The following is a 14114-nucleotide window of genomic DNA, read 5'->3' on the forward strand; positions in this document are numbered from 1 at the left end:
GCAGCACGGCAGGCGACGGGCATGAGCGGCATCTATCGCCTGGACGACCTGCGCGTCGACACGCGCCGGCGCAGCGTGCAGCGCGGCGATGCGGCGCTGGAGGTGGCCGGGCTCAGCTTCGACCTGCTCGCCTATCTGCTCAGCCAGGGCGATCGCGTGGTCAGTTTCGACGAACTGATCGCAGCGGTGTGGACGCCGTCCGTCGTCGGCGAAGAAACCGTGACCCAGCGCGTCAAGCTGCTGCGCCAGGCGCTGGACGACGACGGACGCAATCCGCGCTACCTGCGTTCGGTGCGCGGCAAGGGCTATCAGTTGTGCAGCACGCCGCAACAGCTGGCCGACACCGCCGGCACCGCGATCCCGAACGTCGTGGCGCCTGCGCGCGGACTGCGCTGGGTGATGCTGTTGCTGTCGTTGCCGCTTCTGGCCCTGGCCGTGCTGTTGCTTCTGCGCCGCCCCGACACGGCGGCACCCGTGCGCAGCGAGCGCGAGGAAATGCTGCAGCGCGCCCGCTACTACGCCGGCATCGGCCAGAAAGACGATATCGAACATGCCATCGGTCTGTACGAAACCCTGCTGCAGCGCGATGCCACCGACCGTGCCGCCCAGGTTGGCCTGAGCTTCGCCTACAGCACGCGTGTCTGCCTGTACAACCAGGCGCCGGAGTGGGCCGGGCGGGCGCAGGACCTGGCCGAATCCGCACTGGCTGCCGAGCCGCGCGACAGCCTGGCCGAGGCGGCGCTGGCTTACTCGCACGATTGCCGCGGCCATATGGCCGCAGCAATTGCGCACTACGAGAGGGCCGTCGCGCTGGATCCGCGGGCGCGCATCGACAGTGCCGCTTCGCTGGCCTATCTGTACATGGTCAAGGGCCGCCTGGCCGACGCGCTGGCACGCAACCTGGATGTACAGCGCAGCGGCAGTTCGCCGCGCTATCTGCAGATACAGATTGCGCGCAACCTGGAACTGCTCGGCGAAACCCGGCGTGCGGAACAGCGCTACGCGCGCAGTTTCCGGCTCTATCCCGACAACGTCTATTCCAATGCCGCCTGGCCACGCTGCCTGCTGCTGCAATCGCGCCTGGGCGAGGCACAGACGGCGCTGGACGAGGCGCAACGCCGTTCCGAGCATCCCGAGTTGTATCTGCTGCAGGCCGAATTGGCCCTGTTGCGTGGCGAGCGTGCCACTGCCGCGACGGCCTTCGCTGCCGCGGCGCGGCTGCGGCCGCATGCGCAACTGGCGCAGACCCTGGCCAGGCTATATGCCGCGCCGCCGGGCGATGACGCCTGGATCGCCCAGCGCATAGACGCGCTCGACCCCGGTCCGCGGCGCGGCAAGGACGACTGGCCGGAAGACCAGCTGGAACTGGCGCTGTTGCAGCTGGCCCACGGCGACAAGGTCGCAGCCTTGGCATCGCTGCACGATGCGGTCGAAGCAGGTTTCCGCGACCGTAGTTATTTGCAGGTTTCGGCATTGTATAAACCGCTGTCCGCCGAACCCGGGTTCGCCGCCCTGCTCGACGATATCGCGCGGCGGGCAAGCCGCGAGCGCGAGGGCGCAGCCGCCACGATTGCCGCGCTCGAAACAGATAACCCGCGACCGTAGCCGGCCCTGCGGAGGGTGTGATGAGCGCCAGCGAATTGCACCACGAGGCATGACAGACAACCTCCGTCGCACGATCTGCGGCGCAATTCGCTGCGCTCATCGGCGCCCTACGGTTGCGGCAGGGCTTTCAGGACGTAGTCGCGGAACAGGCCTTGCGAACGTGGATGGGATTCGCGGTTGTTGTAGGCCGTGCTGGTGATCACGGCGACGAGGCCGAGCTCGGGCGAGACGAATACGTAGTTGCCACCATTGCCTGACATGGCCCAGAACCACTGGTCGCGGCCTTGCGCGGGAAAGCGGAAGCGCCAGGTCTGGTAGCCGTACTCGGTGTTCTCGCGCGGCACCGCGCGCGGCGTCAGCATCGCTTCTATCCAGGCCTGGCTCACGACGCGGCGTTCCTTCCAGATACCGCCGCTGCGCAGCAGGTCGCCGATCTTGGCGATATCGCGGCTGCGGTAGCGCGTGCCGCCGCCGCCCATGCCGGTGCCTTCGGAACTGCGGTTCCATTGCACTTTGGCAATGCCGAGCGGCTGCTCCAGCGCGGTCGCGGCAAAGTCCTGCAGGCGCTGTTTGCTCGCCCGCTCGACCACGGCGCCCAGCAGGAACGAGCCGGCCGTGCAGTAGGAAAACGCGCGGCCGTAGGGGCTGTCGGCCGGACGCGGCTGCCATGGCGCAAAGCCGCGCAGGGGAATATCCAGCGCAAACGCGACCCAGTCTTCGCTGAGGTACATGCGTTCTTCGTTGCCGGCAGAGAACGGGTTTTCGTCGTCGCATTCCCAGGCCGAACTCATGCTCAGCAGATCCTGCAGGGTGATGGCGGCCTTGCGCGGGTCGAGCTTGCGTGCGGGCCGCTTGTCGCGAAAGAAGGCGTAGGCGCTAGCCTGCTCGTTCTTGATCAGGCCACGGTCGATGGCCTGGCCGAGCAGCAGGGCGGTGACGGTCTTGGTGGCCGAGCGCATGTCGTTGAGCGTGTCGCGCGCGCCGCCGTTGAAATAGTTCTCGTAGACCAGTTCGCCGCGCTGCACGACCAGCACGCTGGTGATGCCGGGCCCGGGCTTGGCCGCGACCTGGTTTTCCAGCTCGTCGAACAGGGCGGTATTCCAGCCGCGCTGGCGCGCATCGGCTACGGCCCAGCCGTCGTCCTGCGGCGCAGGCGGGGTATAGGCAGCGGCGCTGGCGCCGTACAGCAGGCAGGCAAGAACTAGGGCAGAACGCAGCATGGAATCCTCCGTCGGTAGCGAGGAGCCAGCCTGGCACCGGTGCGGCTGAAGCGCATGAAAGCCGTCTGAAGATTTCTGAAGGCGAGCAGTGGCGCGGGTTTGCGCTGGGCCGCTGGCGCTCGCGTGAACTGCATCGGTTCGGATAGAGCAGTACCGAAAAGCCAGCCAACCACGCGCGACGATCGCTTAGAGCAGCGGCGTATCGTCAGCCAGCGCGTCTTTCTGTCCGCCGATTTCCCGCAGCGCATATTGGTAGCCCAGCTCGATCGCGCGTTCGTAGGCGGTCCAGTCGAGCAGGCCTACACCGGTGACCGGCGGCGCCAGCAGCAGGCTGGCCTTGGCGCGGCGGTCGGCGTTGGCAGCCTTGGAATTGACCATGCCGGCGCGCAGCAGGATGTCGACCACGCCGGGCCGGCGCGGCTTGCGCAGCTTGTCCAGCAACAGGCGCCAGCTGTGCGGCGAGGCATATTCTTCGACGCCGGCATGCAATACGTCGTCGGCGCCAATATCGACGGCAACCACGTCGCCGACGGCCTGCTCGCGCATCACGTCGGTGGGCAGGTTGTTGATCACGGCACCGTCGACCAGTACCTGGCTGTCGTGGAACAGCGGCGGCAGCACGCCGGGAATGGCCGAGCTGGCGCGCAGCCAGTACCACAGCAGACCGTTGCGGTGGGTCATTGCGTCGCCGCTGGTCAGGTTGGCCGAGACGGCGAAGAACGGCAGCATCAGGTCTTCGATATGGCGTTCGCCAAAGGCCTGCTGCAGCAGCTCGGACACGCGCCGGCCGCTGGTCATGGCGACAAAGGGAAAGGTGTAGTCCGACAGCGGCCGCCCGGCGACGAAGGCGCGGCGGTAGCGCTCGACCATTTCCTCGTCGCTCCAGCCTGCTGCCACGCCGGCGGCGATGATCGCGCCAATACTGGTGCCGCCGACCGAATCGATGCGCACACCCGCTTCGCGCAAGGCACGCACCACGCCGATATGGGCGAAGCCACGCGCGCCGCCACCGGACAGCACCAGGCCCAGGCTGCGCCCGGCGACCAGGCGCGCGATGCGCTCGATGTCGCCGCGCCGGCACCAGTGATGCAGGCGCGCATCGGGTGCGGCCGCCAGCCAGGCGGCGCCGCGGCCCCATTCGATTTCGCCACGCGCATGAAACAGCACCAGGTGTCGCGGCCGGTGCAGCGCCTGTTGCGCGCCCTGGCAGGCGCGTTCGGCCCAGGGCGACGGCGCGCCGCGTGCGTGTGCCAGCTGCAGCAGGGCGTCGGCCTGGCGCACGCACAGTTCGCGCCAGTCGCGGTTGTCGTTGCCGGCCAGGTAGATGACGAAATGCGAGGCGGTTTCCTGTTCGGCAAACCAGCTGCTGGTCTTGTCCGCTGCCTCGGTCGCATCGAGCAGGCGGCAGCTGCCGTAGTCGGACAGGGCTTGCTGCAGCGCCAGCGCGAACTCGCGCGCATCGATGCCGGCATCGTGCGGCAGCACCGCGAGGGTGCGCGGCGCCGAGGCCAGATCGCCGCTGCGCCGCATCAGCAGGCGCTCGACCGCCACGCGGGAGGCTTCCAGCATTGCCCGCGGCTGGCGCTGTACCAGGTCGTTGAAAGCAGCGCGCGACAGACGCAGCAATTCCGAATCGCGCAGGGCGCGCACCGTGGCCGAGCGCGGCTGGTCGACAATAAGGCCGAGTTCGCCCACCGATTCGCCCGCGGCAATCAGGCCGATGCGGTGCTCGATTTCCTCGTCCGGGCGCCGGCGAAACGCGCCCAGGCTGCCGGAACGCAAAATATACAAAGCATCCGACGCGTCGCCGGTTTCGAACAAGGTGGCGCCGCCGGGCAGGACAAACCATTCCAGCACCTGTTCCAGTGCGGCCAGCTCGGTTTCGTCGAGGTGCTTGAACAGGCTGGACTGGCGCAGCAGTTCGCACAGGCCGGGCGTGGGCAGGCTTTCGGTTTCGCTCATGCGCCTATGCTACGCCCAGGCCGGGCGCCGGCGTTCCCGCAACGCAGCGCAAACGCGCGGTGCGCTTGATTTTCCGGCGCCAGCGCTACACCTTGGCGCTTTGTCTGAGCCGGAAAACCGACCATGGATGCGACCAATCCCCTGCTGCGCGACAGCGAACTGCCGCCGTTTGCAGCGATCAGGCCCGAACACGTAGTGCCGGCGGTGGAGAGCATCCTGGCCGAGTACCGCGCCGCGATCGACGCACTGACGGCCGACAGCGGCCCACGCGATTTCGCCAATACGCTGCTGCCGCAGGAAGCCTGGGACGAGCGGCTGGGGCGCGCCTGGTCGCCGGTATCGCATCTTCATTCGGTCAAGGACAGCGAAGAACTGCGCAAGGCCTACGCTACCGCGCTGGAAGCGATAACCGAGCATTCGACCGAGCTGGGCCAGAACCGCGAGCTTTATGCCGCCGTCGACGCGGTTGCCCGGCGCGGCGATTTCGCCGCGCTGGATCGCCCGGCACGTACCCTGACCGAGCATGCGCTGCGCGATTTCCGCCTGTCCGGCGTGGCGCTGGAAGAACCGGCGCGTTCGCGCTTCAAGGCGATTGCGAACGAGCTGTCGCGCCTGGACACCGAGTTCGAGGAAGCCGTGCTGGATGCTTCCGAAGCCTGGACCGAACACCTCACCGATGCCGCCGCGCTGGACGGCATTCCCGAATCCGGCCGTGCCGTGCTCGCCGCCTATGCCCAGGAGAAGGAACTCGGCGGCTGGCTGGTGACCTTGAAGCAACCCAGCGTGCAAGCCGTAATGACGTATGCGACCGACCGCGCCCTGCGCCAGCGCGTCTATACCGCCAACGGCACGCGTGCTTCCGACCAGGGCCCGAACGCGGGCGAGTTCGACAATTCCGAACGCATGGAGCAGATCCTCGCCCTGCGCCACGAAGCCGCCCAGTTGCTCGGTTTCGCCAATGCGGCGGAAGAGTCGCTGGCCACCAAGATGGCGACCTCGCCGGCCAAGGTGATGGACTTCCTGCACGACCTGGCCGCACGCGCCAAGCCGAATGCCGAACGCGATATTGCCGAGCTGCGCGAATTTGCCGCGAGCGAACTCGGTATCGCCGACCTGCAGCCCTGGGACGTGAGCTTTGCGTCGGAAAAGCTGCGCGAACGCCGCTTCGAATTGAACGAAGAAGAGCTCAAGCCGTATTTCCCGCTGCCGTCCGTGCTGGAAGGCCTGTTCGCGATCTGCCAGCGCGTCTTCGGCATCCGTTTCCACCGCCGCGACGGAGTCGACGTGTGGCATGAGGACGTGCGCTATTACGACGTATTCGATGCGGACGAACAGCCTATCGCCGGCGCCTATGTCGACGTCTACGCGCGCAGCGGCAAGCGCGGCGGCGCCTGGATGGACGTCTGCCGCTCGCGCTTTCGCGAGGGTGGCGGCCTGCACAGGCCCATCGCCTACCTGACCTGCAATTTCGCTCCGCCGACCGCGACGACCCCGTCGCTGCTGACACATGACGACGTGCTGACCCTGTTCCACGAGTTCGGCCACGGTCTGCATCACCTGCTGACCGAAATCGACTATCCGGGCATTTCCGGCATCAGCGGCGTGGAATGGGACGCGGTCGAGCTGCCCAGCCAGTTCCTGGAAAACTTCGGCTGGCAGCGCGAGACGCTGGATCTGTTCGCTCGCCATTACGAAACCGGCGCGGCACTGCCCGACGCGCTGTTCCAGCGCATGCTGGCGGCACGCCATTTCCAGGCCGGCATGTTCCTGGTGCGCCAGCTGGAGTTCGGCCTGTTCGATTTCCGCATCCACAGCGAGTTCGAGCCCGGCCGCGGCGGCCGCGTGCTGGAGATACTGCAGCAGGTGCGCGACGAAGTGGCCGTGATACAGCCGCCGGCCTGGCAGCGCTTCCCGCACAGCTTCACGCATATCTTCGCCGGCGGCTACGGCGCGGGCTACTACAGCTACCTGTGGGCCGAGGTGCTGTCCGCCGATGCCTTCTCGCGCTTTGAGGCCGAAGGCATATTCAATGCGGACACCGGCGCCTCGTTCCGCCGCGAGGTGCTGGCTGTCGGCGGCTCGCGCCCGGCATTGGAAAGCTTCGTCGCGTTCCGCGGACGCGAACCCGAACCGGCCGCCCTGCTGCACAGCTACGGCCTGACCTGAGCCACCGCCCGGCCCGGCGAAACCGCCGGGCCGGGCCTGCTGGTAGACTTCCGCCATGAAGATAGCGACCTGGAACGTCAATTCGCTCAACGTGCGCCTGCCGCACCTGAAGCAGTGGCTAGCCGCCGCCCAGCCCGACATCGTCGCGCTGCAGGAAACAAAACTGGAAGATGCAAAATTTCCAGATACAGATATTGCAGCACTTGGCTATCGCTGCGTGTTCTCCGGGCAGAAGACCTACAACGGCGTCGCGCTGCTGGCGCGCAACGACATGCCGGTGGACATCGTCACCGACGTGGCCGGCCTGGATGACCCGCAGCGACGCATCCTGGTCGCCAGCGTCGGCGACTTGCGCATTGCCAATCTCTACGTGGTCAACGGCCAGGCCGTGGGCAGCGACAAGTACGCCTACAAGCTGAACTGGCTGGCCCGCGTGACCGAACACCTGGCCAATGAAGCGGCCCGGCACAAGAACCTGATCGTGCTGGGCGATTTCAATATCGCGCCGGAAGACCGCGACGTACACGATCCGGCGGCCTGGAAAGACCAGATTCTCTGCTCCGTGCCCGAGCGCGAAGCCCTGCAAAAGCTGCAGAGCATCGGCCTCAGCGACACCTTCCGCGATTTTCACCAGAACGACGGCGCCTTCAGCTGGTGGGATTACCGCCAGGCGGCGTTCCGTCGCAACCTTGGCCTGCGCATCGATCTGGTGCTGGCCAGCCACGCCCTGCGCCCGCGTCTTGCCGGCGCGAGCATCGACCTGGAACCGCGCCGCTGGGACCGCCCGTCCGACCATGCGCCGGCCCTGCTGGAACTGACTGCATGAGCGAACGCGAAACGCCGGTGATCCTGGAAGACCACGAGCTGGAAGAACTCGACCAGTTCCTGCGCGCCCATGCGCGGGAGAACGAGAACGACCTGCTGCTCGACGGCGTCCATGGCCTGCTCACCGTGCTGGCCATAGGCCCGGACCCGGCCCTGCCCGACGAATGGCTGCCGGAAGTGCTGCATGCGCCGTTCGAGGACGAAGAGCAGGGCGAACGCGTGCTGTCGCTGCTGGCCAAGCTCAACGATTCGATCCTGGTCGAGATCGACGCCGAAACCTACGAACCCATCCTCGGCGAGGTCGATCTCGAAGACGGCGGCGTGGCCTTGTCGGCGGCGGGCTGGTGCGAAGGCGTCAGCCGCGCGATCGACCTGCGCGCCAGCGCCTGGGAATCGCGCCTGGCCGAAGACGCCCAACTGATGGAAATGCTCGGTCCCGTCATGGCCCTGGCCGTGGACGAAGGCGTGCTCACCGCCGAAGCGGAGTTCGAACGCCTCACCGAGCAGGAATACGACGACTGCCTCGCACATATTCCACAAGTGGTTTCCAGTGTCGCGCAGTACTGGCGCGTTCACCCGGCCAGCGAGCGCGAAAAGGCCGGTAGCGGCGCCGCATCGAGCGAGTTCCGCGATCCGCCGAGGCGCCGCGGCGGGCGCTGGGTACATTGAGCCGCGCGCTGCGCCAGCACGAACGCAGGTTGGGGTAAGCCGCAGGCACACACCCGACATCAAGGTGTGCCACCATCGAAGAACGCGCGCCGAAGTACTTTATCCACATTGCAGCAACGCGAAACAAAAGTGGCTTCGGCACGCGTTCTTTGTTGCGGATAGACCGTGATGTCGGGGTTCGCCAGTGGCTCACCGCCAACCGACGATCATTGTGCAGCACCCATTGCAGCGCAACGCCGCAAGCCCCGAAATTCCGCTACCGAAAACAAGAAAGGGGCACTTGCGTGCCCCTTTTCTGTTTCACGATTTCGCCGCCGTGTTTTCCGCCGGCTTGAGCTGCCTGTCGAACCAGCGCTTGAGCGTATTGAACACATGCTTCTTCATCGCCGGCGTGGACATGCCGTGCTTGCCGCCCGGGTAGGTCATCAGGTCGAAACTCCGGCCGCGGTTCTGCAGCTCGGCCATCAGCTGGGTGGAGTTGGTGAACAGCACGTTGTCGTCGGCCATGCCGTGGATCAGCAGCAGCGGCGAGGTCATGCCGTCCAGCCAGGCCAGCACGCCGCTCTTGCGATAGCCCTCGGCGTTCTCCTTGGGCTGGCCCAGATAGCGTTCGGTGTAGTGCGTGTCGTACAGCGTCCAGTCGGTGACCGGCGCGACCGAGACGCCGGCCGCAACCAGGTCGGACGACTTGGCCAGCATCATCAGCGTCAGATAGCCGCCGTAGCTCCAGCCGAACACGCCCATGCGTTTGCCGTCGACCCAGGGCTGTCCGGCCAGCCATTTCAGTGCACTGCGCTGGTCCTGCACTTCGACTTCGCCGAGCTGGCGGTAGATCGGATCGGAAAACGCTCGGCCGCGCCGGGCCATGCCGCGATTGTCGACGGTGATCACGACATAGCCCTGCTGGGCCAGGTACTGGTCGATCAGGTCGCCGAAATCGCGCTTGGCCAGCTGGGCCGTGGGGCCGCCGTAGAAATGCGAGATCACCGGGTATTTCTTCGCTGCATCGAAACCGGCCGGCTTGTACAGGCGATACCACAAGTCCTGTCCGTCCACCGCCTTGATCGAACTGAACTCGGGCTGGATATGCGCGGCGCGATACGGCGCGTAGGGATGCGTATCGTCGACGCGGTTCTCCGCCAGCCAGGCCACGCGCGTGCCGTCGGCGCGGCGCACGCCGACCCGGGTCGGCGTCTGCGGATCGCTGAAGCTGTCCACGAACACCTTCACGCCGGCGCTGTTGTCAGCGGCAAAGCTGGCTTCATGCCAGCCGTCTTCGGTGGTGATGCGCTGCGGCGAGGCGGCATTGCTGCCGTCGAGCTTGAGCGAGTAGACCTGCTTGTCCAGCGGGTGATCCTTGTTCGCGGCAACGTAGACCAGGCCGGCGCCCTCGTCCACGGCCAGTACGCGGTCTATGCCCCAGTCACCGATGGAAAGCTGGACTTTTTCCTTTCCGTCCATTCCATACAAGTACAGGTGCTTCTGGCCGCTGCGTTCCGATGCCCACAGGAAGGCCGGCTGCTGTTCGAGGAAATGCAGGTCGTCGTGCAGATTGACCCAGGTCGGGCTGGTTTCGCTCAGCAGCACGCGCTGCTTGTTGCTGTCGACGTCGACCAGTACCAGATCCAGGCGCTTCTGGTCCCGCGTCTGGCGCTGAAAGGCCAGGAATTTGCCGTCCGGCGTCCAGTTGACGCGGTTGAGGTAGATGTTGCTGTCCTGGCCCAGGTCGATCCAGCGCGTACGGCCGCCAGACGGGCGGATCAGGCCCAGCTGTACCTTGGCATTGGGCTGGCCCGCGGCGGGATAGCGCTGCTCGGTCACGTCGGTGCGGTCAGGCTGGATCTCGAAGCGCTGCACCGCAGGTACCGCGGCTTCGTCGTAGCGCTCGAAGGCAATCCATTCGCCGGTCGGCGACCACCAGTAGCCGCTGAAGCGATCCATCTCCTCCTGGGCAATGAATTCGGCCTCGCCGTTGTGCACGGTGTCCTTGCCGTCGTCGGTCAGGCGATGCTTGAGGTTGGTCTTGAGATCGACCACCCACAGATTCTGCCGGCTGACGAAGGACACATAGCGCCCGACCGGACCGACCTGGGCATCGATGACTTCCGCATCCTTGGGCGTGAGCGAGCGCACCGCATCGGCGGTGGCTGCGCCCAGGTCGTAGAGAAACAGCTGGCCGGCCAGCGGAAACAGCAGGTGGCGGCTGTCCGGCGCCCAACGGTAGCTGACGATGCCCTTGAGCCCGGCGATGCGTTGGCGCTCGCGCGTGGCCTTTTCCGCATCCGACAGCTGTTCCGCCTCGGGTTGCAGCTGCTTGGAATCGACCAGCAGGCGCGTGGCGTTGTCGCTGAGGTTGTATTCCCACAGGTCCAGCGCGTTCTGGTCGTCGGCCTTGCCGCGCAGAAAAGTCACGCGGCTGCCGTCAGGGGAAATCTTCACGCCGCGCGGCGTCGCGCCAAGCAGGGCAGGGTCGTCGTAAATGCGTTCGATACTGAGTTTTTCCGACATGGCAGGCAGGGCAACCAGGCTGAGCAGGGCAAAAGCGAGAACGCGCATGTGGGACTCCAGGCGAGCAGGTTCTGATTAAAGCGTTTCGCCGCGGGCGAGTCATGTGCGAAAACGTCGCGTCCCTGGCGCATTGGACGGGTTGTACCAGCCGCCACCGTACACAAAGACCTGCCGGCGCGGCTGCTAGCATGCGTGGTCACCTGAAGGAGTTCCCCATGATGGACCTGCGACCACTCGCCGCCGCCCTGCTGTTGCCGCTGTGCGCGGCCCAGGCCGCCACGCCTGCCGACCCGAGCGCCTGTGCTGCGATCGCTTCCGACCCCGAACGCCTGTCCTGCTACGACTCGCTGTATCCGCGCCCGGTCGCGCCGGCAGTAGCGCTTACGGCCGACCAGCAAGAGCTGTACGCGTACGAAGGCCGCAGTGCCACGCGAACGCCGGACCGCTCGCTGCTGGACAGCCGCTGGGAGCTGGACCCCGATTCCAAGCTCGGCGCCTTCAATATCCGTGGCTACAAGCCGCTGTACGTGCTGCCGTTCTTCCACACCTCGAACATCAACGCCTCGCCAAGCAGCCCCTCGCCGAACCACAACGTGGAACTGCCCGAACGCCTGAAAGCCGCGGAAATGAAGTTCCAGCTCAGCTTCAAGGGCAAGATCGCGGAGAACCTGTTCGGCGACAACGGTGACATATGGCTGGGCTATACCCAGGCTTCGCACTGGCAGGTAGCCAATCCGCAGATCTCGCGCCCGTTCCGCGAAACCAACTATGAACCCGAAGTGATGCTGGTGCTGCGCAGCAACTACAACGTGTTCGGCTGGGACGGGCGCCTGCTCGGCATCGGCGTGAACCACCAGTCCAACGGCCGCAGCCTGCCGCTGTCGCGCAGCTGGAACCGCGTCATCGGCCAGGTCGGCTGGGAGCGCGGCGACTGGACCCTGATGGTGCGGCCCTGGTACATCTTCGAGGAAGATTTCGACAAGTCGGACAACCCGGACATCGGCGACTACGTCGGTCATGGCGACGTGCAGCTGGTGCGCGTCTGGAACGGCCACGAATTCGCCCTGATGCTGCGTCCCAGCGCGGAAGGCGGCGCAGTGCAGTTCGACTGGGCCTTCCCCATCCACAACCAGCTTCGTGGACATGTGCAGTTGTTCGACGGTTACGGCGAAAGCCTGATCGACTATAACCACCGTGCGACGTATGTCGGCGTGGGGCTTTCGCTGCTGGAGTGGTATTGACGAGCACCTGGCGCGCGTAGCGACGCTTCAGTCGCCGCTGCGCCGCCAGCGATACCAGTCCAGCGCAGCACTGAGCAGACGCGTTTCGCTCTGCGCCTGCAGGGCAAGAAACGCTTCTTCGCTGGCCGCCTGCTGCAGCTGTTGCGACAGATGCTGCAGGTCTTGCAGCAGAGCGGCGCAGGCCTGCGCGCGCATCCGGTGCTTTTGCCGGCAGCGCCTGGCCTGCAGCAGAAGTGCAGCCAGCGGCAGCTGCACGGCAAGCAACGACACCACCAGCGCAATGACACCGACCGGATGAACGGCCGTCGCCGGCACTGCCAGCGCCACCAGCAGCACAGCGACAGCGAACACCGCCAGCCCGGCCGACTGCAGGCCGATCGCGCGGATGTGCTGCTGCACCTGGGCCAGTTTTTCGGCAAAGACGGCACGCTGACCACTGACCGGCTGGTCCAGGCGTTCGTGCCGATAGCGGTCGCACAGCACCTGCCAGTCCGCCTGGCCGATGCCGCGCATGCGGCGCAGATGCGCGACGGTCAGGGTCTGCGCCAGCACGCGCTGGTCGGCGGGCAGGGCTAGTGCGAACAGGAAGGCGAAGTCGTGCGCCTGACCGGCAAACGCGCTGTCGGCAGTGTCGTCAGTGGATGCGCCAGGGGCGAACAGCCGGGTGCTGTGGGCGATTTCGGCGGCCAGCTGCAGGTCGGTCCAGCGCTGCCGCAGCCGGGCCGGCGTCGCCGCTGCGCCGCCAGATGCGCGCCATAGCAGCAGGCCGCCCGGCAGCAGCAGCAGGCACGGCGCCAGCAACAGCCAGCTCATGCTGGGCGGAATCGTATTTCTGTACAAACAGACAAGTAGCAAAGCCAGCAGGCCGAGTGCGGCCAGCCCCAGGCAGTTGCGTACGACGGCGGCACTTGCCCGCGTGGCCTGCTCGCGGCAGTGCTGCGCCCTGGCGGCACATTCCGCGGCGACACGCTGCGCCATATCGTCCAGCGCCAACTCTGGCGCAGGCAACACGGCCGGCAGGCACGGCGCGATCCAGGTCTTGTCGCGCGGGTAGCGCAGCTCGTCATAGAGATGCAGCTGCTGCTTTTCGTCGATCCAGAAAGTCAGTGCATAGACCGGCTTGGCGCTGCGCAGCGCCTGCCCGGCGAAAGCGTTGACGCCGCCGGGCTTGGCCAGCCCGTCGCGGTGTTTGGGTTGCAGGATCACCGCAATGTCAGCCAGCGCGAGGACTTCCGCACTGGTCTGCGCAAAGCGCGCCGCTCGCTCCGGCGCAACACTGGCGACCTTTTCCTGCCATACGCCGGCTCGTTGCAGCCGACACAGCAGGTGTTCGCGCTGTGCCGGGGAAAAATCGTCTGCGTACGGCGGGCGGGAACTTCTGGCGGCCAGTAACGCGTCGCGTGGCTGCGGCAGGAATACCCGCAAGGCGATGGCGGCGGCGTCGCAGGCATCGGCCATGATGCCTTCGCCGGCGCTGCTCAACTGAGTGACGCCGACAAGGAAATGGCCAGCGTGCAGCGGCAGGCGTGGATGTGTGTGCAACTGGCGCAACTTGTCGGTTACCTGGCGCGTCAGCTCGGCGGCGAATTTCGCCCGGCGCTGCGCGTCGGCAATGCCTGGGAACAGGTCGCGCGCAGCGGCAATTCCCAGGTGCACGGCGCAGGCGTGGGCAACAGGCGTGACGGCCTCGGTCATGCAAACATCCACAAGGCCGTGCGCAATACGGACTCTGCGCCACATCGCCAGCCTGGGCCGCAAGGTACGAGGGCTGTTGCTGGACTACGGCATATTGCGCGACTGGCCGGATTCATCGCCTCTCCCTGGCAACAACGGTACGCGTGTTCGCGCGCCGCACTGCCCCAGGATAGCGCGAACCAGCGGCGGCCAGAATCGCATCGCGAGCGACGCTGCCAGTGCT

9 protein-coding genes are annotated in these 14114 nt (G+C 66.4%); 5 read left to right on the forward strand and 4 right to left on the reverse strand.

The genetic code is table 11. The features are described 5' to 3' along the window. Positions 1–21 precede the first annotated feature (21 nt). Positions 22–1605, forward strand: a complete 1584-nt coding sequence (locus tag DFR29_RS03730; protein ID WP_133817225.1) for a winged helix-turn-helix transcriptional regulator — start codon at positions 22–24, stop codon at positions 1603–1605. 107 nt (positions 1606–1712) lie between these two features. Here DFR29_RS03730 and DFR29_RS03735 read toward each other — a convergent pair whose 3' ends face one another. Next, on the reverse strand, positions 1713–2825 hold the full coding sequence (locus DFR29_RS03735; protein ID WP_133817226.1) for a serine hydrolase domain-containing protein: 1113 nt from the start codon (positions 2823–2825) through the stop codon (positions 1713–1715). A gap of 186 nt (positions 2826–3011) precedes the next feature. Continuing rightward, the gene (locus DFR29_RS03740) at positions 3012–4787 is read right to left on the reverse strand and encodes a patatin-like phospholipase family protein (RefSeq protein ID WP_133817227.1); all 1776 of its coding nucleotides are present in this window, start codon (positions 4785–4787) and stop codon (positions 3012–3014) included. Between the two features lie 123 nt (positions 4788–4910). Between DFR29_RS03740 and DFR29_RS03745 the strand changes: the two genes are divergently transcribed. From DFR29_RS03745 to DFR29_RS03755, 3 genes are read left to right on the forward strand one after another with little or no spacing between them, the layout of a single operon-like run. Further along, a complete protein-coding gene (locus DFR29_RS03745; RefSeq protein ID WP_133817228.1) occupies positions 4911–6953 on the forward strand; it encodes a M3 family metallopeptidase in 2043 nt (680 codons plus the stop codon). A gap of 55 nt (positions 6954–7008) precedes the next feature. Continuing rightward, a complete protein-coding gene (xth, locus tag DFR29_RS03750; protein ID WP_133817229.1) occupies positions 7009–7779 on the forward strand; it encodes an exodeoxyribonuclease III in 771 nt (256 codons plus the stop codon). Continuing rightward, positions 7776–8447 (forward strand): YecA/YgfB family protein, encoded by a 672-nt coding sequence (locus DFR29_RS03755; RefSeq protein ID WP_133817230.1) that lies wholly within the window; start codon positions 7776–7778, stop codon positions 8445–8447. The genes xth and DFR29_RS03755 overlap by 4 nt, the downstream gene beginning before the upstream one ends. A gap of 300 nt (positions 8448–8747) precedes the next feature. Here the strand turns inward: DFR29_RS03755 and DFR29_RS03760 are convergent, their stop codons facing one another. Beyond that, positions 8748–11003, reverse strand: a complete 2256-nt coding sequence (locus DFR29_RS03760; protein ID WP_133817231.1) for a S9 family peptidase — start codon at positions 11001–11003, stop codon at positions 8748–8750. Between the two features lie 140 nt (positions 11004–11143). On the opposite strand from DFR29_RS03760, the gene DFR29_RS03765 reads away from it, so the two are divergent. Beyond that, the gene (locus tag DFR29_RS03765; RefSeq protein ID WP_133817232.1) at positions 11144–12196 is read left to right on the forward strand and encodes a phospholipase A; all 1053 of its coding nucleotides are present in this window, start codon (positions 11144–11146) and stop codon (positions 12194–12196) included. A 27-nt stretch (positions 12197–12223) separates the two neighbouring features. On the opposite strand, the gene DFR29_RS03770 is transcribed toward DFR29_RS03765, so the two are convergent. Then, positions 12224–13891 (reverse strand): hypothetical protein, encoded by a 1668-nt coding sequence (locus tag DFR29_RS03770; RefSeq protein ID WP_133817233.1) that lies wholly within the window; start codon positions 13889–13891, stop codon positions 12224–12226. Positions 13892–14114: the final 223 nt, after the last annotated feature.

The organism is Tahibacter aquaticus (assembly GCF_004363655.1).
GTDB classification, from domain to species: Bacteria; Pseudomonadota; Gammaproteobacteria; order Xanthomonadales; family Rhodanobacteraceae; genus Tahibacter; species Tahibacter aquaticus.

What these genes read in the sequence shown, in the direction of transcription:
- DFR29_RS03755 (WP_133817230.1), top strand. Translation starts at nt 7,776, where the DNA reads ATGAGCGAACGCGAAACGCCGGTGATCCTGGAAGACCACGAGCTGGAA.
- xth (WP_133817229.1), top strand. Translation starts at nt 7,009, where the DNA reads ATGAAGATAGCGACCTGGAACGTCAATTCGCTCAACGTGCGCCTGCCG.
- DFR29_RS03740 (WP_133817227.1), bottom strand. Translation starts at nt 4,787, where the DNA reads ATGAGCGAAACCGAAAGCCTGCCCACGCCCGGCCTGTGCGAACTGCTG.
- DFR29_RS03770 (WP_133817233.1), bottom strand. Translation starts at nt 13,891, where the DNA reads ATGACCGAGGCCGTCACGCCTGTTGCCCACGCCTGCGCCGTGCACCTG.
- DFR29_RS03735 (WP_133817226.1), bottom strand. Translation starts at nt 2,825, where the DNA reads ATGCTGCGTTCTGCCCTAGTTCTTGCCTGCCTGCTGTACGGCGCCAGC.
- DFR29_RS03760 (WP_133817231.1), bottom strand. Translation starts at nt 11,003, where the DNA reads ATGCGCGTTCTCGCTTTTGCCCTGCTCAGCCTGGTTGCCCTGCCTGCC.
- DFR29_RS03730 (WP_133817225.1), top strand. Translation starts at nt 22, where the DNA reads ATGAGCGGCATCTATCGCCTGGACGACCTGCGCGTCGACACGCGCCGG.
- DFR29_RS03745 (WP_133817228.1), top strand. Translation starts at nt 4,911, where the DNA reads ATGGATGCGACCAATCCCCTGCTGCGCGACAGCGAACTGCCGCCGTTT.
- DFR29_RS03765 (WP_133817232.1), top strand. Translation starts at nt 11,144, where the DNA reads ATGCGTGGTCACCTGAAGGAGTTCCCCATGATGGACCTGCGACCACTC.